Genomic DNA, 19,833 nt, shown 5'->3' on the forward strand with positions numbered 1-19,833 from the left:
CCCCCCCCCCCCCCCCCCCCCCCCCCCCCCCCCCCCCCCCCCCCCCCCCCCCCCCCCCCCCCCCCCCCACTACCGTTCCAGTCAGAAAATGACGTGACCCTGTCCGCTGGGTACGCCCTGCGGACCAAAGCGGCGCTCGTGGATTTCGCCGTGGCCGTTGCCATCAATCATCAGCACGGTGCTGGCGCGGGTGCCGTAATCGTCACCACGGATGAAAGCGGGGCTGAGCCAGCGTTCGCGTTCCAGGCCGATGCCGGTATCGGGCAGGTCGCTGTCGACCGGGCGATGTTCATCGGCCAGGGCATCCCACAGTGGGGTCAGGTCCGGGGTCAGCGCCCTTTCCCGTTGGGAAAGGGCGCCGACCCCGTCTTGCTCCAGCCACGCCAACAGCGCATCCATCAGCCGCCGGGTCTTCGGCCAGGGCGCATCAAGCGCGCCGTTGGACATGCCGTGCACACCCGGGCCAAGCGTCTGCCGCTCGGCCGGGTGGTTGCCCAGATACTCCAGGCTGTGGCTATCGGCCAGCAGCAGGTTGAACGGGGCATAGGCAGTGGAGATCCCGGCCAGGCGTTCTATATGCATACCCGCCGGATCGCGGCCACGCAGGTAGTCGGCCACCAGGGCGCCACGCGACGGCCCGGTCTGGGAAGCCTGCGGATCGCGGACGTTGGTCACCACCGCCATCCGGCCGCCGGCACCCACCCCGGCCCAGCCGCCGCCCGAGCGCAGGTCGCGTCCGCCGATGACCGACGTCTCATCCTGCCAGGGGGCCAGGGCCGCGGTCGGGCGGGCGTGGAACTCATCACGGTTGCCGGCCATCACCAGCCGCCAGCGCGGGTGGTGCAACCAGCCAATAGCAAGCAGGCACATGGCGCCATTGTGCCCGGTTTGCGCAGTCCGACGTCGCTTTCGGCCCGTTCCGGATGAATGCGCAGCCCATGTTTCACGCGCCCTCCACACCCCTGAACTTCCGTTCAATCTCAAAAATTGAGACGGATCAGCAACTTGTGGATAAACCTTGAACAACTCTCTAAACATCGGCGCAAACCATTGATGCGGCTGGCGATTTCCCTGCTGAAAAGTTGTTGACAACCCTTGGGCCGCTGCTAAGGTGGGCATCAGAGGGAAATCCGGGTGTTTTGTGGATTTTCGTGGTTCAATGTTTCACCGGGCGAAGGATAAGGTGCAGGCGTCGTGTTCCAGGGCGAGACGGCCATCACAGTTGACGACAAAGGACGCATGGCGGTTCCCACCGCTCACCGCGACCTGGTTGCGCGCGTCAGCAACAACCGTCTCGTGTTGACCTACAACCCCTTCGAATCCGGCTGCCTGTGGCTGTACGCCGAGTCGGAATGGGAGCGGGTACGCGACGACGTCATGTCCAAACCCAACACACAGCGCGTCGTACGTCTGCTGCAGCAGAAGCTGGTCGGTTCAGCCGCCCACCTGGAGCTGGACGGCAACGGTCGCATCAGCATTCCCGCCAGCCACCGCGGTGCGGTGGGCATTGAGAAGAAGGCGGTATTGCTCGGTATGGGCGACAAATTCGAATTGTGGAGCGAGCAGGCGCATCGGGCCCTGATCCAGCAGACGTTGTCTGATGAGGATCTGGGTGATGGGTTGCTCGACCTGAAGTTGTGAGCCGGGGTGCCCGGATGCGCCCAGAAGCGCAGACCGGTCACCTTCCGGTGTCGCAGTCGCCGGCGGTGCATCTGCCGGTCCTGTACACCCAGGTCCTGGAAGGCCTGAGGGTGATCGAAAACGGACGTTATCTGGATGGCACGTTCGGTCGTGGCGGTCATGCACGTGGCGTGCTCACCCAGCTCGGTCCCGAGGGACGCCTGCTGGTCATGGACAAGGATCCGGAAGCCATTGCCGTTGCCGAGCGCGATTTCGCGCCGGACCCGCGCGTGTCGATCTTCCGTGGCAGCTTCGCCCAGCTGCTGCAGTGGAACGAGACCGCCGAAGGCCTGGATGGCGTGCTGTTCGACCTTGGCGTGTCCTCGCCGCAGCTGGATGTGGCCGAGCGTGGTTTCAGCTTCGGCAAGGACGGCCCGCTGGACATGCGCATGGACCCGGACAGTGGCGAAAGCGCTGCGCAGTGGATCAACCGCGTGGAAGATCGCGAGATCGCCGACGTGCTGTGGACCTACGGCGAAGAGCGGCAGAGCCGGCGCATCGCCCGCGCCATCGTGGCCCGCCGCGAAAAGCAGCCGTTCACCCGTACCGCCGAGCTGGCCGAACTGATCGCCTCGGTGATGCCGCGCGGCAAGGACAAGATCCATCCGGCCACGCGCAGCTTCCAGGCCATCCGCATCCACATCAACCGCGAACTGGCCGACCTCGAAGCCGGCCTGGACGCGGCGGTGGAGCGCCTGAAGCCCGGTGGCCGGCTGGCGGTGATCAGCTTCCATTCGCTGGAAGACCGCATCGTCAAGCAGTACATGAACCGCCTGGCCAAGGCGCCGCCGGCCAACCGCCGGCTGCCCGAGGCGCAGGCCTTCGTGCCGACCCTGGACCTGATCGGCGGCGCCATCAAGGCCACCGACGAAGAGCTGGCGATGAACCCGCGCGCCCGCAGCGCCGTGCTGCGTGTGGCCCAGAAGCGGGAGGCCGATGCATGAGCCGGCTGCTGCTGATCATCCTGTTGGCCTGCACCGTGGCCTCGGCGATCGGCGTCGTGTTCGTGCGTCACCGTCACCGGCAGACGTTCATCGAGCTGTCGCGCGCCGAGCGTGCGCGCGATGACCTGAACATCGAATTCGGCCGCCTGCAGCTGGAGCAGGCGACCCTGGCCGAAGCCAACCGCGTGGACAGCATCGCCCGCGAAAAGCTCGGCATGAAGTTCCCCGAAGCCGCCGACGTGGTGGTGGTGCGCCCATGAGCAAGACCGGCCGCAACCGTCCCCGCAACGCCTTCAACCTGCGCCAGCGCCTGCGCTGGGTGGCCCTGGCGCTCGGCCTGTGCTCGGTATCGCTGGTGGGTCGTGCCGCCTACGTGCAGATCATCAACAGCGACTTCTACCAGCGCCAGGGCGAAGCGCGTTACCTGCGCGAACTGCCGATCAAGACTTCGCGCGGCATGATTACCGACCGCAACGGCGAGCCGTTGGCGGTGTCCACCCCGGTCGCCTCGATCTGGGTGAACCCGCAGGACCTGCTGCGTTCGCCCGAGCGCATCCCCGAGCTGGCACAGGCGGTGGGCATGTCGGTGGACGAGCTGAGCAGCCGCCTGTCGCAGAAGTCGGACAAGGAGTTCATGTACCTGCGTCGCCGGATCAATCCGGACGAGGCAGAGCGCGTGGTCGCGCTGAAGATTCCGGGCGTGGCCGCACAGCGCGAGTTCCGACGCTTCTACCCGCAGGGTGAAGCGATGGCGCACGTGCTGGGCTTCACCAACATCGACGACCGCGGCCAGGAAGGCCTGGAGCTGGCCTTCGACGAATGGCTGCGTGGCAAGCCCGGCGGCAAGCGGGTGATCCGCAACCGCAAGGGCGAGACGGTCGAAAGCGATCTGCTGCGTGCGGCCGAGCCGGGCAAGGACCTGACCCTCAGCATCGACCGCCGCATCCAGTACCTGGCCTTCAAGGAACTGCGCAACGCGCTGGTGGCCAACAAGGCGGCCGGCGGTTCGATGGTGATCATGGACGTGACCACCGGCGAGATCCTGGCCATGGTCAACCTGCCGACCTACAACCCGAACTCGCTCAACGGCGCGGTGCCGGACACGCGCCGCAATCGCGCGGTGACCGACCTGGTCGAGCCGGGTTCGACGATGAAGCCGCTGACCATCGCCACCGCGCTGCAGTCCGGGGTGGTGACCAAGGACACCATCATCGATACCAACCCGGGCTACATGCAGGTTGCCCGTTTCACCATCCGCGATGTGCCGCGCAACAACGGCGTGCTGAACGTCACCGGTGTGATCACCCGCAGCTCCAACATCGGCGCGGCCAAGATCGCCGCGAAGATGCCCGACCAGGTGTTCTACGACGGCGTGCGCCGTTTCGGCTACGGCTCGGTGCCGCACAGTGGCTTCCCCGGCGAGTCCGGCGGTGTCGTGCGGCGCCCCGCCAACTGGGACGGCGCGACCAAGACGACCATGTCCTACGGCTATGGCCTGAATGTCACGCCGCTGCAGATCGCCACCGCGTACTCGGCGCTGGCCAACGGCGGCAAGCTGATCGCGCCGACCTTCGTCAAGGGCCAGCGCAACGAAGGCCAGCAGATCATCGACGAGAATGTCGCCAAGCAGGTGGTGGCGATGATGGAAACGGTGGTTACCCAGGGCGGCGCCAAGCAGGCGGCGGTGCTGGGCTACCGCGTGGCCGGCAAGACCGGTACCGCGCGCAAGACCGGCCCCGGTGGCTACGAGCGCGGCCACTACAACGCGCTGTTCGCCGGCGTGGTGCCGGCCACCAATCCGCGTTTTGCCACCGTCATCGTCATCAACGATCCGCAGGGCGGCAAGTTCTACGGCGGCCTGGTGTCGGCGCCGGTCTATCACAACGTGATGGAAGGCACCCTGCGCCTGATGGACGTGCCGCTGGATGACCTGCAGTCGTGGCTGGCTGCCCAGCAGTCCGGAAAGATCGGGCATTCGGCCTCGGTGCTGCCGGTGCCGCCGGCCGAAGCCGCACTGCCGGTGGATGCCGCCGCTGAATTCGATGCCGCGCTGCCCAGCGCGCACCCCCATGTGCCGCCCGCCACGGGAGGCACGCAATGAGCCCTTCGATGTTGCTTTCGCAGTTGCTTCCGGACGTGGCCCTGGCGGGCCATGATCCCGTTCTGACCGGCCTGGTGCTGGACAGCCGTGCCGTGCGCCCCGGCAATGCCTTCGTTGCCATCGCCGGTTTCGGCGCGCATGGCCTGGGTTTTGTCGAGCAGGCGCGTGCTGCCGGTGCCGGCGCCATCCTGTTCGAAGCGCCGGCGCCTGCCGAATTGCCTGCACCGGCCGATGCCATCGCCGTGCCGGACCTGCGCGCGCGTCTGGGGGCAATGGCCGACCAGTTCCATGGCGCGCCTTCGCGGGCGATGACCATGGTTGGCGTGACCGGCACCAACGGCAAGACCTCCACCGTGCAGCTGCTGGCCCAGGCCTGGCACCTGCTCGGTACGCCCAGTGGCAGTATCGGCACGTTGGGCGCCGGACTTTATGGTGCGGTCGAGCCGACCGGTTTCACCACCCCGCTGGTGCTGCAGATGCATGCGCTGCTGGCGCAGCTGCGCGACGATGGCGCGCGCGCGGTGGCGATGGAAGTCAGCTCGCATGCGCTGGACCAGGGCCGCGTGGATGCGGTGCACTACGACGTGGCGGTGTTCACCAATCTCACCCGCGATCACCTTGACTACCACGGCGACATGGCCAGCTACGGCGCGGCCAAGGCGCGGCTGTTCCATCGCCCGGGCCTGAAGGCGGCGGTCATCAATCTTGACGATGCGTTCGGTCGCCAGCTGTTCGCCGGCCTGCCGGCGGGCGTGCAGGCCATCGGCCTGAGCTCGCGTGGTGCCGACGGTGCCAGCGTGCGCGCTGAAGCGCTGCAGCTGGACGGCCGCGGCATCGGTTTCGAACTGGTCATCGACGGCCAGCGCGTTGCGGTGCAGTCGCCGCTGCTGGGCCGCTTCAACGTGGACAACCTGTTGGCCGTGGCCGGCAGCCTGCATGCGCTGGGGCATCCGCTGCCGCGCATCGCCGAGGTGCTGTCGGCACTGCAGCCGATCCGTGGCCGCATGAACCGCTTGGGCGGCGAAGATGGCCTGCCGACCGTGGTGGTTGATTACGCACATACGCCCGACGCGCTGGAACAGGCACTGGACAGCCTGCACGGCCACCTGCAGGGCACGCTGTTCTGCGTATTCGGCTGCGGTGGCGAGCGCGATACTGGCAAGCGTCCGCAGATGGCTGCCATTGCCGAGCGCTTGGCCAACCAGGTCATCGTCACCGACGACAACCCGCGTGGCGAAGACGGCGACGTGATCGTGGCCGACATCCTGGCTGGCTTCACCGATGCCTCGGCCGTGACCGTGCAGCGCAACCGCGCGCGTGCGATCGGCCTGGCGGTGAAGCGCGCTGGTGCCGGCGACATCATCCTGATCGCCGGCAAGGGCCACGAGCCCTATCAGGAAGTGAATGGCGTGCGGCATGACTTCGACGACACCGAAGTATCGGCCGCCGCGCTGGCTGCGAAGGCCGGTGTGTTGGCCGCTCAGGCAGGGGAGGGCGCCGCATGAAGCGCACCCTGCTTTCGCTGATCGCGCACTGGGCCGGTGGCGAGATCCATGGCGACGACGTGGCCATCGACGCGGTCAGCAACGATACCCGCAGCCTTGGCCCGGGCAGCCTGTACGTGGCGCTGCGTGGCGAACGCTTCGACGGCCACGATTTTGCTGCCGACGCACAGGCACGTGGCGCCAGCGCGTTGCTGGTCGAGCGCCTGCTGTCGCTGGACCTGCCGCAGGTGCTGGTGGCCGACAGCGAGCGCGCGCTGGCGAAGATCGCCGCCGGCATGCAGCGCGACCGCGCGACCGAACTGTTCGCCATCACCGGCAGCAACGGCAAGACCAGCGTCAAGAGCCTGCTGCTGGCGATCCTGCAGCAGGTGGCCCAGCACGCGCACAAGGTGGTCTACGCCAACCCGGGCAACCGCAACAACGAGATCGGCCTGCCGCTGGCGGTGATCGACGCACCGGAAGATGCCGACTACGCCGTCTACGAGATGGGCGCCGGCAAGCCGGGCGACATCGCCTACCTGACCGACATCGCGCGCCCGCGCTATGCCCTGGTCAACAACATCGCCCCGGCCCACCTGGAGCGGATGGGCAGCCTGCTCGGCGTGGCGGTGACCAAGGGCGCGATCTACGCCGCGCTGCCTGCCGATGGCGTGGCCGTGATCAACGCCGACGATGCCTACGGGCGCTGGTTCGAACAGCATTTCATCGGTACCCCGGCACGTTGCCGGGTGCTGCGCTATGGCCTGGAACACACCGCCGACGTCACCGCGCGCGACATCCGCGCCGGTGCGCAGGGCAGCCGCTTCACCCTGGTCACGCCGATGGGCGAGGCGGGCGTGGTGCTGGGCCTGCCGGGCCGCCACAACATCAGCAATGCGCTGGCCGCCGCCAGCCTGGCGCTTGCCGCCGGCATCGAGCTGTCACTGGTGGCCACCGGCCTGGCGGAAGCGCAGCCGGTGCCGGGCCGCCAGATCGCCCATCAGCTGCACAACGGCGCGGTGCTGGTGGACGACAGCTACAACGCCAACCCTGGTTCGCTGGCCGCCGCCATCGACGCACTGGCCGCCGCCCCGGAAGAGGGCTGGCTGGTGCTGGGTGACATGCGCGAGCTGGGCGCCGACGCCGAGGCGCTGCATGCACAGGCGGGCATCCGCGCGCGTGCCGCCGGCCTCAAGCGCCTGTATGCGCTGGGCCCGCTCAGCGCCGCTGCCGCCGCTGCGTTTGGCGAGGGCGGACATCATTTCACCACCCATGACGCGCTGTCGCAGGCGCTGAAGGAAGCGCTGCACGCCGGCGTGCGCTGCCTGGTCAAGGGTTCCCGTGGCAGCGCCATGGACACGATTGTCAAAGCGCTGCTGGCGCAAGGAGAGGAATCCCCGCATGTTGTATGAACTGGCTCGATGGTTGCAGCAGTTGGAGAGCCTGTTCGGGCTGTTCAACTACCAGACGTTCCGCGCCATCCTTGCCGCGTTGACGGCGCTGTTCCTGTCGCTGTGGCTCGGCCCGGCGATGATCCGCAAGCTTGCCCAGTTCAAGGGCGGCCAGCCGATCCGGACCGATGGTCCGCAGACCCATTTCTCCAAGGCCGGCACGCCGACCATGGGTGGTTCGCTGATCCTGCTCACCGTCACCCTGTCGGTGCTGATGTGGGCCGACCTGCGCAACCGCTACGTGTGGCTGGTGCTGGCGGTGATGCTGTGCTTCGGCGCCATCGGCTGGTACGACGACTGGATCAAGATCGTCCGTCGCGACCCGAACGGCCTGAAGTCGCGCTGGAAGTATCTGCTGCAGTCGATCTTCGGCCTGGCTGCGGGCATCTTCCTGTTCCAGACCGCCGACGTACCGGCGGCGCTGACCTTCTACATCCCGATGTTCAAGTCGGTGGCGCTGCCGCTGGCCGGCATCGGCTTCGTGGCCATCGCCTATTTCTGGATCGTCGGCTTCTCCAACGCGGTCAACCTGACCGACGGCCTGGACGGGCTGGCGATCATGCCGACGGTGCTGGTGGCCTGCGCGCTGGGCGTGTTCGCCTATGCGTCGGGCAACGCGGTGTTCGCCAACTACCTGCAGATCCCGCAGATTCCGGGCGCCGGTGAGCTGGTCATCATCTGTGCGGCGATCGCCGGCGCGGGGCTGGGCTTCCTGTGGTTCAACACCTATCCGGCCATGGTGTTCATGGGCGATATCGGCGCGCTGTCGCTGGGCGCGGTGCTGGGCACCATCGCGGTGATCACCCGCCAGGAACTGGTGCTGGTGATCATGGGCGGCGTGTTCGTCATCGAAACGCTGTCGGTGATGATCCAGGTCGCCTCGTTCAAGCTGACCGGCAAGCGCGTGTTCCGCATGGCGCCGATCCACCACCACTTCGAACTGAAGGGCTGGCCGGAGCCGCGCGTGATCGTGCGCTTCTGGATCATCTCCGTCGTGCTGGTGCTGATCGGCCTGGCCACGTTGAAGGTACGCTGATGAATGACCTGTCGCACCAGGCAACACGCCTCGAGGCCATCGGTGGCAGCTACGACAAGTGGCTGCTCGGCGCGATGATCGCGCTCACCGGGCTGGGCGTGGTGATGGTGGCGTCCAGCTCGATCGCGTTGATGAGCAGCCCGTTCTACTACCTCAACCGCCACCTGATCTTCCTGGCGGTCGGCATCGTGCTGGCCATCTTCGCCGCGCGTACCGAACTGAAGACCATCGAGCAGTACAACCAGATGCTGCTGCTGGGCTGCTTCGCGCTGCTGGTGGTGGTGTTCGTGCCCGGCCTGGGCAGCAGCGTCAACGGTGCCCGCCGCTGGATCAACCTGGGCATCTCCAAGTTCCAGACGGTCGAAGCGGTGAAGGTGCTCTACATCGTCTGGCTGTCCAGCTACCTGGTGCGCTTCCGCGACGAGGTCAACGCGACCTGGCCGGCGATGCTCAAGCCGCTGGGCGTGGCCGGTGCGCTGGTGGTGCTGCTGCTGCTGCAGCCCGACTTCGGCTCGTCCACCCTGCTGCTGGCGATCACCGCCGGCATGCTGGTGCTGGGCGGGGTGAACATGCCGCGCATGTCGATGCCGGTGGTGATCGGCCTGGTCGGCATGAGCGCGCTGGCGATCATCGAGCCGTACCGCATGCGCCGCATCACCTCCTTCCTCGACCCGTGGGCCGACCAGCAGGGCGACGGCTACCAGCTGTCCAACGCGCTGATGGCGGTGGGCCGCGGCGAGTGGACCGGCGTTGGCCTGGGCAATTCGGTGCAGAAGCTGTACTACCTGCCCGAGGCGCACACCGACTTCATCTTCTCGGTCACCGCCGAGGAATTCGGTTTCCTGGGCACCTGCGTGATCGTGGCCCTGTACGCACTGCTGGTCGGCCGCACCTTCTGGCTGGGCATGCGCTGCGTGGAAATGAAGCGCCACTTCTCCGGCTACATCGCCTTCGGAATCGGCCTGTGGATCAGCATGCAGACCTTCGTTTCGATCGGCGTGAACCTGGGCATCCTGCCGACCAAGGGGCTGACCCTGCCGCTGATTTCGTCGGGTGGTTCGTCGGTGCTGATGACCTGCGTGGCGATGGGCCTGCTGCTGCGCGTGTCCTATGAACTGAAGCGCGCCGAGCGCCGCCAGGCCGTGCGCATGGGCGCCGCCGACGATGTTGCCGGCCCTGCCGCCGCCGAGCCTTCTGCTGCACCGGTGGCGAAGAACGTGCCGATGGCCGCTGAACCGGCCGCGGCCGAGCCGGCCGCCGTGCGTGGCACCAGCCGCCTGCAGTCGCGCGTCGAACCCACCTTCGGGAGGCTCGGATGAGCGCGGCCCAGAACAACAACCGGCCGGTGATGATCCTGGCCGGTGGTACCGGCGGGCACATCTTCCCGGGCCTGGCCGTGGCCCGCGTGCTGCGCGCGCGTGGCGTGCCGGTCACCTGGATGGGCGCCGATGGCGCCATGGAAACCCGCCTGGTGCCGCAGCACGACATCGCCATCGATACGCTGGCCATCACCGGCCTGCGTGGCAAGGGCAAGCTGGCCCTGCTGGCCGCGCCGTGGCGCCTGATGCGCGCGCTGCGTGCGGCCGGCCTGATCATCCGTGATCGCCAGCCGCGTGCGGTGGTCGCCTTCGGCGGCTTCGCTTCCGGCCCCGGTGGCATGGCCGCGCGCCTGCACGGCCTGCCGCTGATCGTGCACGAACAGAACCGCGCGCCGGGCCTGACCAACCGCATCCTGTCGCGCTACGCGCGCCGCCTGCTGACCGGTTTCCCGGGCACCTTCGCTGCACGCGAGGAGTTCGTGGGCAATCCGGTGCGCGCCGAAATCGCCGCCGTCGCGCCGCCGCAGCAGCGGCTGGCCGATCGCAGCGGTCCGCTGCGCCTGCTGGTGCTGGGCGGCAGCCAGGGCGCACGCGCGCTCAACAGTGGCGTTCCGCAGGCACTGGCCAGCCTGGGTGCGCAGGTGCCGGTGGTGGTGCGTCACCAGAGCGGCGAGAAGCTGCATGCCGAAGCGGTCGAGGCCTATGCCAAGGCCGGCGTGCAGGGCGAAGTGACACCGTTCATCGCCGACATGGCCGAAGCCTTCGCCTGGGCCGACCTGGTGGTGTGCCGTTCCGGCGCGTCCACGCTGGCCGAACTCTGCGCGGTCGGCATCGGCAGCGTGCTGGTGCCATTCCCCGCTGCTGTCGACGATCACCAGACCCGCAATGCGGAGTACCTGGTCGAGCGCGATGCAGCCGTATTGCTGAAGCAGGACGAAACGCTGGCAGACGGCATTGCCGCGCTGCTGCGTGATCTGTCCGAAAATCCCGCCCGCCGCATGCAGATGGCGCAAGCCGCGCGTGCCCTGGCCAAGGTCGATGCCGCCGAGCGCATCGCCGATATCATTCTCGAGGAAGCTGTATGAAGAAGGCACGCTCCAGCGCCTGCCCTGCGCGAGGCCGCGCATGATCCGCCGCCTGCATGACACCAACGATCTGGTGCGCGCGTTCCCGCGCGTGCATTTCGTCGGCATCGGCGGCACCGGCATGAGCGGCATCGCTGAAGTGATGCTGACGCTGGGCTACGAAGTGTCCGGTTCGGACAACGCCGACAACGTCGCGACCCGCCGCTTGGCCGGCCTGGGCGCGCGCATCATGCGCGGCCATTCCGCCGCCAACGTGCTGGGCACCGACTGCGTGGTGGTCTCCAGCGCGATCCGCGAAGACAACCCGGAGCTGATGGAAGCGCGCAGCCAGCGCATTCCGATCATGCCGCGCGCGGCGATGCTGGCCGAACTGATGCGCTTCCGCCGCGGCATCGCCGTGGCCGGCACCCACGGCAAGACCACCACCACCAGCCTGACCGCTGCGGTGCTGAGCGAGGGTGGGCTGGACCCGACCTTCGTGATCGGTGGCCAGCTGCTGGCGGCCGGTGCCAACGCCAAGCTCGGTGGTGGCCAGTGGCTGGTGGCCGAGGCCGACGAGAGCGACGGCAGCTTCCTGCGCCTGAATCCGTTGATGTCGATCATCACCAACATCGATTCCGATCATCTGGAGAACTACGGCAACGATTTCGCCCGCGTGCAGGCGGCGTTCGCCGAGTTCCTGCAGCGCCTGCCGTTCTACGGCCTGGCAGTGCTGTGCATCGACGATCCGGAAGTGGCCGCACTGGCCGCCAAGACCCCGCGCCACGTGATGAGCTACGGCATGAGCCCGCAGGCCGACGTGCGCGCCGAGAACGTGGTGCAGGAAGGTTCGCGCATGCGCTTCACCCTGCGCCTGCCGCAGGGCACCAGCCAGGAAGTGGTACTGGCGCTGCCGGGCAAGCACAACGTGCTCAACGCGCTGGCCGCTGCGGCGGTGGGCTGGCAGCTGGGCGTGGCCCCGGACACGATCGCGCGTGCGCTGGCCAGCTTCGCTGGCGTCGGTCGCCGCTTCAATGATCTGGGCGAAGTGACCACTGCCAGCGGTGCCAAGGTCCGCATCATCGACGACTACGGCCACCATCCGAGCGAGCTGGAAGCGGTGTTCGCCGCCGCGCGTGGCGGCTGGGCCGACAAGCGCCTGGTGGTGGCCTTCCAGCCGCACCGCTACAGTCGTACCCGCGATCAGTTCGACAAGTTCGCCGCAGTGCTGTCCAGTGTCGATGCACTGGTGCTGAGCGAGGTCTACCCGGCCGGTGAAGAGCCGATCGCCGGCGCCGATTCGCATGCGCTGGCCCGCGCCATCCGTGCGCGCGGCCGCAGCGAGCCGGTGGTGGTTGGCAAGGCATCCGAGCTGGCCACCGTGCTGCCGGACGTGCTGCAGGACGGCGATCTGCTGCTGATGATGGGTGCCGGCGACATCGGCGCCGTCGCCAGCCACATTGCCGTGGAAGGCTTCAAGACGGAGGGCGAGGCGTGAGCACGCTGACCTTCCCACCGCTGCGCAGCACCGACCCGGCCGTGTTCGGCCGCGTCGCCGTGCTGCTCGGTGGCAGCTCCAGCGAACGCGAAGTGTCGCTGGATTCGGGCCGCAACGTGCTCGAAGCGCTGCAGTCGCGCGGCGTCGATGCCATCGCCATCGACGGCATTCCGGCGCTGGCCAAGGCGCTGGCGGCCGGCGGCATCGATCGCGTGTTCAACATCCTGCACGGCCACAACGGTGGCGGTGAGGACGGCATCGTACAGGGCCTGATGGAGGCCTTCGGCGTGCCGTACACCGGCTCCAACGTGCTGGGCTCGGCGTTGAGCATGGACAAGATCCGCACCAAGCAGGTGTGGCTGTCGCTGGGCCTGCCGACCCCGCAGTACCGCGAAGTACACGGAGGTACGAGTGCCGCGGGAGGCAGGATGCCGGGAGCGGCCGAAAAGAATGTCCACGCGCTGGCGGCCGAGCTCGGCCTGCCGGTGGTGGTCAAGCCGGCCAACGAAGGCTCCAGCGTGGGCATCAGCCGGGTCACCGACGACGCCGGCCTGGACGAAGCCGTTGCCCTGGCCGCGCGCTACGACGGCCAGCTGCTGATGGAACAGATGGTGGTGGGCGACGAACTGACCGTGGCCATCCTCGGCGATGTCGCGCTGCCGTCGATCCGCATCGTGCCCAAGGGCCAGTGGTACGACTACAACGCCAAGTACATCGCCGAAGACACCCAGTACCTGTGCCCGGGCCTGGATGGTGATGACGAAGACGAGATCCGCCGCATCGCGCTGGCTGCCTTCCGCGCGGCCGGTTGCCGTGGCTGGGGTCGCGTCGACGTGATGCGTGACCGCAGCAGCGGCCGCTTCTTCCTGCTGGAAGTGAACACCGCGCCGGGCATGACCAGCCACTCGCTGGTGCCCAAGGCGGCCGGGCAGGCCGGCATCAGCTTCGAAGAGCTGGTGTGGCGCGTGCTGGAACAGACCCTGGAGGCATCGCACGCATGAACGCGGTGCTGCGCATCTTCGTCTGGCTGTTGGCACTGTCGGTGGTTGCACTGCCGGTGGTGGCCGTGGTCAATGGCTGGGTCGGCGCCGAGCGCTGGCCGCTGGCGAAGCTGCGCGTGCACGGTGAGTTCAAGCGGGTGCCGCCGGAACAGCTGCAGCAGGTGCTGCTGCCGTATGCGCATGCCGGCTTCTTCGCGGTCAAGCTGCAGGACGCGCAGGACGCACTGGAAAAACTGCCGTGGGTGGAAAGCGCGCAGGTGCGCAAGCAGTGGCCGGACGTGCTGGAAGTGACGCTGGTCGAGCACAAGCCGTTCGCGCGCTGGGGCGAAGATCGCCTGCTGTCCGAGCAGGGCAAGCTGTTCCCCACGCCGAAGAAGCTGGCCGACCTGCAGCTGCCCGAGCTGGATGGCCCGGACAGCCAGACCGAGGAAGTGGTCAAGCTGTACAACGATTCGCGCGCACTGTTCGCGCCGGCAGGCGTCGACGTGCGCCGGCTGACGATGGACGCGCGCGGCAGCTGGTCGCTGCTGCTGAGCAACGGCACTGAAGTGGTGGTCGGCCGCGACGATGCCCGCTCGCGCCTGCAGCGCTTCGTGCGCGTGCTGCCGCAGCTGGCCAACCAGGCCGCGCCGATCGAGCGCGCCGACCTCCGATATACCAATGGTTTCACGCTGAGCTGGGGCACTCCGGCCGCCCCGGCCAATGCACCGGGCACCCCGGCAAGAAGGACGCAGGAAAGAACATGAATCGCAAGGGTGACAAATCGCTGATCGTCGGCCTGGATATCGGCACCTCCAAGGTGGTGGCGCTGGTGGGCGAGTATTCGCCGGGCAACCCGATCGAAGTGATCGGCATCGGCTCGCACGAGTCGCGCGGCCTCAAGCGCGGCGTGGTGGTGGATATCGAATCGACCGTGCAGTCGATCCAGCGTGCGGTCGAAGAAGCCGAGCTGATGGCCGGCTGCGAGATCCGCTCGGTTTATGCCTCCATTTCCGGCAACCACGTGCAGTGCAAGAACTCGCCCGGCATCGTGCCGATCCGCGACGGCGAAGTGACCTGGGGCGACCTGGATCGCGTGCTCGATGCGGCCAAGGCAGTGGCGATTCCGGCCGACCAGAAGATCCTGCATGCGATCCCGCGCGAGTACGTGCTGGATGATTCGCAGGAAGGCATCCGCAATCCCGTCGGCATGACCGGCGTGCGCCTGGAGGTGCATGCGCACCTGGTGGTGTGCGCGCAGTCGGCTGCGGCCAACATCAGCAAGTGCGTGCAGCGCTGCGGCCTGCAGGTGGACGACCTGGTGTTGTCCTCGCTGGCGTCCAGCGTGGCGGTGCTGACCGCCGACGAGCGCGAGCTGGGCGTGGTGCTGGTCGACATGGGCGCCGGCACCACCGACATCGCAGTGTTCGTGCAGGGCGCGATCTGCCACACCGCCTCGCTGCCGATTGCCGGCGACCACGTGACCAATGACATCGCGCACATGCTGCGCACGCCGACCCCGGAAGCCGAGCAGATCAAGGTGCGCTATGCATGCGCCCTGGCCCAGCTGGCCACCGCCGAGGAAAGCATCCAGGTGCCGTCGGTCGGTGATCGTCCGCCGCGCCGCATGCCGCGCCACGCGCTGGCGCAGGCCGTGCAGGGCCGCTACGAAGAGATCTTCGAAATGGTGCAGGCCGAACTGCGCCGCTCCGGGTTCGAGGAACTGGTGCGCGCCGGCATGGTGCTGACCGGTGGTGCCTCGAAGATGGAAGGCGTGGTCGAACTGGCCGAGGAAATGCTGCAGATGCCGGTACGCGTGGGCATCCCGCAGCACGTTACCGGCCTGGGCGAAGTGGTGGGCAACCCGGTGCATGCCACCGGCGTAGGCCTGCTGCTGATGGGCAGCCAGATCGAGCATCCGCGCCGGCCGTCGCTGCCGACCGGCCGCGCTGGAAGCATGTTCAAGAAACTCAAGACCTGGTTCCGCGGCGAATTCTGACGCGGCACCTGTACCACCCGGGCGCAGCCCGGCCGCAACACCGGCAACACGACGCTACACCGGCAACACACATAACCCACACAGCCGCAACGACGGCATGCAGCACGAAGGCAGGACGCCCGAACGCCCATGCAATCCAAAGCGGATACAACGAGGACACGGACATGGCGCATTTTGAACTGATCGAAAAGATGGCACCCAATGCGGTGATCAAGGTGGTTGGCGTGGGCGGCGGCGGCGGCAATGCCGTGGCGCACATGGTCAACTCGGCAGTGGATGGCGTGGAATTCATCACCGCCAACACCGACTCGCAGGCCATCAAGAATTGTGGTGCCAAGCTGCAGCTGCAGCTGGGTACCAATGTCACCAAGGGCCTGGGCGCAGGCGCGAATCCGGAAGTCGGCCGCCAGGCTGCGCTGGAAGACCGTGAGCGCATCATGGACGCGCTGCAGGGTGCGGACATGGTGTTCATCACCGCTGGCATGGGCGGTGGCACCGGTACCGGCGCTGCGCCGGTGGTGGCACAGCTGGCCAAGGAAATGGGCATCCTGACCGTGGCCGTGGTCACCAAGCCGTTCCCGTTCGAAGGCCGCCGCCGCATGCAGGTCGCGCTGAAGGGCATCGAAGAGCTGAGCCAGCACTGCGACTCGCTGATCACCATCCCCAACGAGAAGCTGATCACCGTGCTGGGTCGCAACGCGACCATGATCCAGGCCTTCCGTGCCGCCAACGACGTGCTGCAGGGCGCCGTGCAGGGCATCGCCGACCTGATCGTGCGTCCGGGCCTGATCAACGTCGACTTCGCCGACGTGCGCACCGTCATGTCCGAAATGGGCCTGGCGATGATGGGTACCGGTACCGCCCGCGGCGATGACCGCGCGCAGGCCGCGGCCGAGTCGGCCATCCAGAACCCGCTGCTGGACGATGTGAACCTGGCTGGCGCCAACGGCATCCTGGTCAACATCACCGCCGGTGCCGACTTCACCATGGCCGAGTTCGACGAGATCGGCCGCACCATCGACGGCTTCGCTTCGGAAGACGCGACCGTGGTGGTGGGTACCGTGCTCGATCCGGACATGCAGGACGAAGTGCGCGTGACCGTGGTCGCCACGGGCCTGAACCGCGTCTCGGCCAGCAAGACCCAGCGTCCGGGCGAGCGTGCACCGATCAAGCTGGTCCGCAACGCCACCACCGGCCAGCCGGAGTTCGGCGAGTTCGACAACGGCGGCGATGCCGTGTCCAAGGCCGTCGGCGGCATGGGCCTGGGCCTGCGTCGTGCCAGCAGCGACAGCGTGGCAGCTTCCACCCCGTCGGCTCCGGCCTCCTCGGCCCCGGCCGCGGCGGAACTGCCGAACGACTACCTGGACATCCCGGCGTTCCTGCGCCGCCAGGCGGACTGATCGACGCTGCCCGGGGCTTGTCCCCCCCGGGTTGCGCCACCATGTCCTGAAAACGCGGGCGCCGGGCCAGGATGGGCCCGGCCGCCCTGCTTCACGCGCGTCCCACCGGCGTTTCAGCCGGGGTAGGGGACCCTGCGTGTTAATCTACTGTGTCACTTCCGGTCGTCCCCCATGATCCAGCAACGCACCCTCAAGAACACGATCCGCGCCACCGGTGTAGGCCTGCACAGCGGCGACAAGGTCTACATGACCCTGCGCCCGGCGCCGGTCAACCATGGCATCGTGTTCCGGCGCGTGGACCTGGACCCGGTAGTGGAAGTGCCTGCGAAGGCCGAACTGGTCACCGAAGTGACCCTGTGCACCGGCCTGACCTGCAACGACGCCAAGATCCAGACCGTCGAGCACCTGATGTCGGCCCTGGCCGGTCTGGGTGTGGACAACATCATCGTCGAACTGTCCTCGGCCGAGCTGCCGATCATGGACGGTTCGTCCGGCCCGTTCGTGTTCCTGCTGCAGTCGGCAGGCATCGTCGAACAGGATGCGCCCAAGCGCTTCATCCGCGTGCTGAAGACCGTGGAAGTGACCGAGGGCGACAAGATGGCCCGCTTTACCCCGTATGAGGGGTACAAGCTGGGCTTCACCATCCAGTTCGACCACCCGATGATCCCGGCCAAGCAGTCGCGCCAGGAAATCGAGTTCTCGACGATGGCCTACACCAAGGAAATCTCCCGCGCGCGCACCTTCGGCTTCATGCGCGACCTGGAATACATGCGCGAGCGCAATCTCGGCCTCGGCGGTTCGATGGACAACGCCATCGTGCTCGACGAGTTCCGCGTGCTCAACGAAGACGGCCTGCGCTACGCCGACGAATTCGTGCGCCACAAGATTCTTGACGCGATCGGCGACCTCTATCTGGCCGGCGGCCAGGTGCTGGGTGCCTACGAGGGCTTCAAGTCCGGCCACGCGCTCAACAACAAGCTGGTGCGGGCGCTGATGGCCGATGCCACCGCCTGGGAATGGGTCACTTACGACTCGCCGGCCGTGCCGGACCCGGTGGTGTACGCCACACCGGCCTATGCCTGATTTCACAAGTTGTTGAATTTGAATGCAAAAACGCCGCCTTCCAGGGCGGCGTCTGCGTTTCCGGCGTTGTTTGACGCACTGGCGCAGTTGGTGACGCGACGGCCGGGCCGAGGTCACGGTTTTGTGAACCTGTTGGATCCGAAGCCTGAATTTAACGTTGTTTTAACAACAATCTAACGACTGGCCCACCGGGGCCAGCTAGGATGCGACCCGGCCCCCGAAATGTTTCACGCTGCGGTGACACGCGCGACGGGGAGTGGAGCAGGACGCTCCGCTGCTCTCAGGTTTCCCGCTTCGGTTTCGAAGGAAGGTCCTGCAGAGCTGCCAAGGCGTCGCGTAGCCCTTTGTGCGTGGCGGCTGAAACTGCGTGGGGTCCATTCCGGTTGTCGAGCGCTGGGGAGCGCGTGGGAGTGGGAGACGCAGTCTTGACGGTCACCTTGGTGGCCTTCAGCCCGATGGACCGGGCCGCGTCGAGCAACTGGGCTTCGGCAAGCCGCAACTTGGCATGCCAGACCGGGGACTCGACGAGAAAAACGAGGTGTTCCCCGTCCACATTGGCCAGCCGGCAACGGCTGCGCAGAGGTGGCGGCAACTGGGGGCGCAACTGACGGTCCAGCGCGTCGAGCCATAGGGCACGCCGCAGCGGGTTCCCGCTTTTGTCCGCCATCACTGCATCCAGGGCCGGTTTCGGTCGGGATGCGGGACGAACGCTGGATTTCGGCTCAGACATGAAAACTCACTGATGGCATTCAAAAAGATCGTAATCAAAACGCGTGAAGGACAGGCCAAATCGGCGCTCACGCGTTTGCGGTTCTACTTCGAGGACCGCCCCCGAGCCCTGCTGGGCAGCGTGCTCGGCGCAGGTTGCATTATCGGCCTTGCCGGTGGAATTGGCGTCAGCGCGCTCAATGACTCGCGCCTGCAGGCCAAGGTCGACCGCCAGGAGGCCGAACTGGCCAAGGTCCAGCGTGATGCGCAGACCCAGGTCAACGCGCTGGCTGCCCGCCTCGGCGAGCTGCAGGCACAGGCCACCCGCCTGAACGCCCTGGGCGAGCGACTGACCCAGATGGGCAAGCTGGAAGACGGCGAATTCGACTTCAACGAGACCCCCGGCCTCGGTGACGGCGATGCCGGCGGCCCGACCGCCGACATCCCGGTGAAGGACGTCAACGCCGACTTACAGGTGCTGGAGCAGCGCTTCGCTGCTTCAGGCCGCCAGTTGTCGGTGATGGAATCGCTGATGTTCGACCACCAGCTGCAGCAGAACGCCGTGCCTTCGCGCATGCCGATCCGCAACAGCTACGTCACGTCCGGCTTCGGTACCCGTGCCGACCCGTTCGGTCGCGGTGCCGCCACCCACAAGGGCATGGACTTCCACGCCCGCGTCGGTGACCCGGTGATGTCGGTGGCTGACGGCGTGGTCAGCTTCTCCGGGGTCAAGGGCGGCTACGGCAACGTGGTCGATGTGGACCACGGCAATGGCTACGTCACCCGCTACGCGCACAATTCGCGCCTGGTGGTGAAGGTCGGCGACCTCGTCCGTGCCGGCCAGGAAGTGGCCAAGGCCGGTTCCACCGGTCGTTCGACCGGCGCCCACGTGCACTTCGAGGTGTGGGAGAACGGCAACGTGGTCAACCCGCGCAAGTTCCTCGGCGATGGCGGCAATACCCCGGTCGGGCGCATCACCCGCGGTTGAATCGGGCCCCCGTACTCCGGGGGCGGGGGGGGGGGGGGGGGGGGGGGGGGGGGGGGGGGGGGGGGGGGGGGGGGGGGGGGGGGGGGGGGGGGGGGGGG

Annotated in this window: 17 protein-coding genes and 1 pseudogene; 16 read left to right on the plus strand and 2 right to left on the minus strand. The window is 67.4% G+C overall.

Going from position 1 to position 19,833, the window contains the following annotated elements:
• Window positions 1-81: 81 nt before the first annotated feature.
• Window positions 82-870 (minus strand): NRDE family protein, encoded by a 789-nt coding sequence (locus AC3WTC_RS19480; protein WP_492712331.1) that lies wholly within the window; start codon window positions 868-870, stop codon window positions 82-84.
• A gap of 324 nt (window positions 871-1,194) precedes the next feature.
• On the opposite strand from AC3WTC_RS19480, the gene mraZ reads away from it, so the two are divergent.
• The 15 genes and pseudogenes from mraZ (at window position 1,195) to lpxC (ending at window position 18,039) form a co-directional block, all read left to right on the plus strand.
• On the plus strand, window positions 1,195-1,641 hold the full coding sequence (gene mraZ, locus AC3WTC_RS19485) for a division/cell wall cluster transcriptional repressor MraZ (protein WP_025876601.1): 447 nt from the start codon (window positions 1,195-1,197) through the stop codon (window positions 1,639-1,641).
• 14 nt (window positions 1,642-1,655) lie between these two features.
• A complete protein-coding gene (rsmH, locus tag AC3WTC_RS19490) occupies window positions 1,656-2,624 on the plus strand; it encodes a 16S rRNA (cytosine(1402)-N(4))-methyltransferase RsmH (RefSeq protein ID WP_025876600.1) in 969 nt (322 codons plus the stop codon).
• Window positions 2,621-2,884, plus strand: coding sequence for a cell division protein FtsL (ftsL, locus tag AC3WTC_RS19495; RefSeq protein ID WP_025876599.1), 264 nt, complete (start codon window positions 2,621-2,623; stop codon window positions 2,882-2,884). Before rsmH ends, ftsL begins: the two co-directional genes overlap by 4 nt.
• Window positions 2,881-4,725 (plus strand): peptidoglycan D,D-transpeptidase FtsI family protein, encoded by a 1,845-nt coding sequence (locus tag AC3WTC_RS19500; protein WP_025876598.1) that lies wholly within the window; start codon window positions 2,881-2,883, stop codon window positions 4,723-4,725. Before ftsL ends, AC3WTC_RS19500 begins: the two co-directional genes overlap by 4 nt.
• Window positions 4,722-6,230: a UDP-N-acetylmuramoyl-L-alanyl-D-glutamate--2,6-diaminopimelate ligase gene (locus AC3WTC_RS19505; RefSeq protein WP_154879374.1), complete on the plus strand. Its 1,509-nt coding sequence runs from the start codon at window positions 4,722-4,724 to the stop codon at window positions 6,228-6,230. Before AC3WTC_RS19500 ends, AC3WTC_RS19505 begins: the two co-directional genes overlap by 4 nt.
• A complete protein-coding gene (locus tag AC3WTC_RS19510; protein ID WP_492712333.1) occupies window positions 6,227-7,621 on the plus strand; it encodes a UDP-N-acetylmuramoyl-tripeptide--D-alanyl-D-alanine ligase in 1,395 nt (464 codons plus the stop codon). Before AC3WTC_RS19505 ends, AC3WTC_RS19510 begins: the two co-directional genes overlap by 4 nt.
• Entirely contained in the window at window positions 7,611-8,696 is a 1,086-nt protein-coding gene (mraY, locus tag AC3WTC_RS19515; protein ID WP_025876592.1) for a phospho-N-acetylmuramoyl-pentapeptide-transferase, read from the plus strand. Before AC3WTC_RS19510 ends, mraY begins: the two co-directional genes overlap by 11 nt.
• A complete protein-coding gene (gene ftsW / locus AC3WTC_RS19520; protein WP_025876590.1) occupies window positions 8,696-10,015 on the plus strand; it encodes a putative lipid II flippase FtsW in 1,320 nt (439 codons plus the stop codon). Before mraY ends, ftsW begins: the two co-directional genes overlap by 1 nt.
• Window positions 10,012-11,100 carry an undecaprenyldiphospho-muramoylpentapeptide beta-N-acetylglucosaminyltransferase gene (gene murG, locus AC3WTC_RS19525; protein ID WP_032974909.1) on the plus strand — a complete coding sequence of 363 codons (1,089 nt, stop codon included), beginning with the start codon at window positions 10,012-10,014 and terminating at the stop codon, window positions 11,098-11,100. The genes ftsW and murG overlap by 4 nt, the downstream gene beginning before the upstream one ends.
• Window positions 11,101-11,140: 40 nt before the next feature.
• Window positions 11,141-12,577: a UDP-N-acetylmuramate--L-alanine ligase gene (murC, locus tag AC3WTC_RS19530; protein ID WP_154879376.1), complete on the plus strand. Its 1,437-nt coding sequence runs from the start codon at window positions 11,141-11,143 to the stop codon at window positions 12,575-12,577.
• Window positions 12,574-13,578 (plus strand): D-alanine--D-alanine ligase, encoded by a 1,005-nt coding sequence (locus tag AC3WTC_RS19535; protein ID WP_080150007.1) that lies wholly within the window; start codon window positions 12,574-12,576, stop codon window positions 13,576-13,578. Before murC ends, AC3WTC_RS19535 begins: the two co-directional genes overlap by 4 nt.
• Window positions 13,575-14,252: pseudogene (locus AC3WTC_RS19540) on the plus strand (cell division protein FtsQ/DivIB); the annotation flags it as partial. The gene AC3WTC_RS19535 and the pseudogene AC3WTC_RS19540, both read left to right, overlap by 4 nt.
• A 68-nt stretch (window positions 14,253-14,320) precedes the next feature.
• The gene (gene ftsA / locus AC3WTC_RS19545) at window positions 14,321-15,556 is read left to right on the plus strand and encodes a cell division protein FtsA (protein WP_025876580.1); all 1,236 of its coding nucleotides are present in this window, start codon (window positions 14,321-14,323) and stop codon (window positions 15,554-15,556) included.
• A 164-nt stretch (window positions 15,557-15,720) separates the two neighbouring features.
• Complete coding sequence (gene ftsZ, locus AC3WTC_RS19550; RefSeq protein ID WP_025876577.1) at window positions 15,721-16,956, plus strand: cell division protein FtsZ; 1,236 nt, start codon at window positions 15,721-15,723, stop codon at window positions 16,954-16,956.
• A gap of 171 nt (window positions 16,957-17,127) precedes the next feature.
• On the plus strand, window positions 17,128-18,039 hold the full coding sequence (lpxC, locus tag AC3WTC_RS19555) for a UDP-3-O-acyl-N-acetylglucosamine deacetylase (RefSeq protein WP_025876575.1): 912 nt from the start codon (window positions 17,128-17,130) through the stop codon (window positions 18,037-18,039).
• Window positions 18,040-18,319: 280 nt separating this feature from the next.
• Here lpxC and AC3WTC_RS19560 read toward each other — a convergent pair whose 3' ends face one another.
• Window positions 18,320-18,769, minus strand: a complete 450-nt coding sequence (locus AC3WTC_RS19560) for a DciA family protein (RefSeq protein ID WP_025876573.1) — start codon at window positions 18,767-18,769, stop codon at window positions 18,320-18,322.
• Window positions 18,770-18,781: 12 nt separating this feature from the next.
• Here AC3WTC_RS19560 and AC3WTC_RS19565 point away from each other — a divergent pair, with 12 nt between their 5' ends.
• Window positions 18,782-19,735, plus strand: coding sequence for a M23 family metallopeptidase (locus AC3WTC_RS19565; protein ID WP_025876571.1), 954 nt, complete (start codon window positions 18,782-18,784; stop codon window positions 19,733-19,735).
• Window positions 19,736-19,833: the final 98 nt, after the last annotated feature.

Source organism: Stenotrophomonas sp. FW305-C-20-S1 (genome assembly GCF_058783335.1).

Bases quoted from the DNA above. Each gene is read 5' to 3' on its own strand.
- AC3WTC_RS19480 (WP_492712331.1), bottom strand. From the start codon at position 870: ATGTGCCTGCTTGCTATTGGCTGGTTGCACCACCCGCGCTGGCGGCTG.
- rsmH (WP_025876600.1), top strand. From the start codon at position 1,656: ATGCGCCCAGAAGCGCAGACCGGTCACCTTCCGGTGTCGCAGTCGCCG.
- ftsL (WP_025876599.1), top strand. From the start codon at position 2,621: ATGAGCCGGCTGCTGCTGATCATCCTGTTGGCCTGCACCGTGGCCTCG.
- AC3WTC_RS19500 (WP_025876598.1), top strand. From the start codon at position 2,881: ATGAGCAAGACCGGCCGCAACCGTCCCCGCAACGCCTTCAACCTGCGC.
- AC3WTC_RS19505 (WP_154879374.1), top strand. From the start codon at position 4,722: ATGAGCCCTTCGATGTTGCTTTCGCAGTTGCTTCCGGACGTGGCCCTG.
- AC3WTC_RS19510 (WP_492712333.1), top strand. From the start codon at position 6,227: ATGAAGCGCACCCTGCTTTCGCTGATCGCGCACTGGGCCGGTGGCGAG.
- mraY (WP_025876592.1), top strand. From the start codon at position 7,611: ATGTTGTATGAACTGGCTCGATGGTTGCAGCAGTTGGAGAGCCTGTTC.
- ftsW (WP_025876590.1), top strand. From the start codon at position 8,696: ATGAATGACCTGTCGCACCAGGCAACACGCCTCGAGGCCATCGGTGGC.
- murG (WP_032974909.1), top strand. From the start codon at position 10,012: ATGAGCGCGGCCCAGAACAACAACCGGCCGGTGATGATCCTGGCCGGT.
- murC (WP_154879376.1), top strand. From the start codon at position 11,141: ATGATCCGCCGCCTGCATGACACCAACGATCTGGTGCGCGCGTTCCCG.
- ftsA (WP_025876580.1), top strand. From the start codon at position 14,321: ATGAATCGCAAGGGTGACAAATCGCTGATCGTCGGCCTGGATATCGGC.
- ftsZ (WP_025876577.1), top strand. From the start codon at position 15,721: ATGGCGCATTTTGAACTGATCGAAAAGATGGCACCCAATGCGGTGATC.
- lpxC (WP_025876575.1), top strand. From the start codon at position 17,128: ATGATCCAGCAACGCACCCTCAAGAACACGATCCGCGCCACCGGTGTA.
- AC3WTC_RS19560 (WP_025876573.1), bottom strand. From the start codon at position 18,769: ATGTCTGAGCCGAAATCCAGCGTTCGTCCCGCATCCCGACCGAAACCG.
- AC3WTC_RS19565 (WP_025876571.1), top strand. From the start codon at position 18,782: ATGGCATTCAAAAAGATCGTAATCAAAACGCGTGAAGGACAGGCCAAA.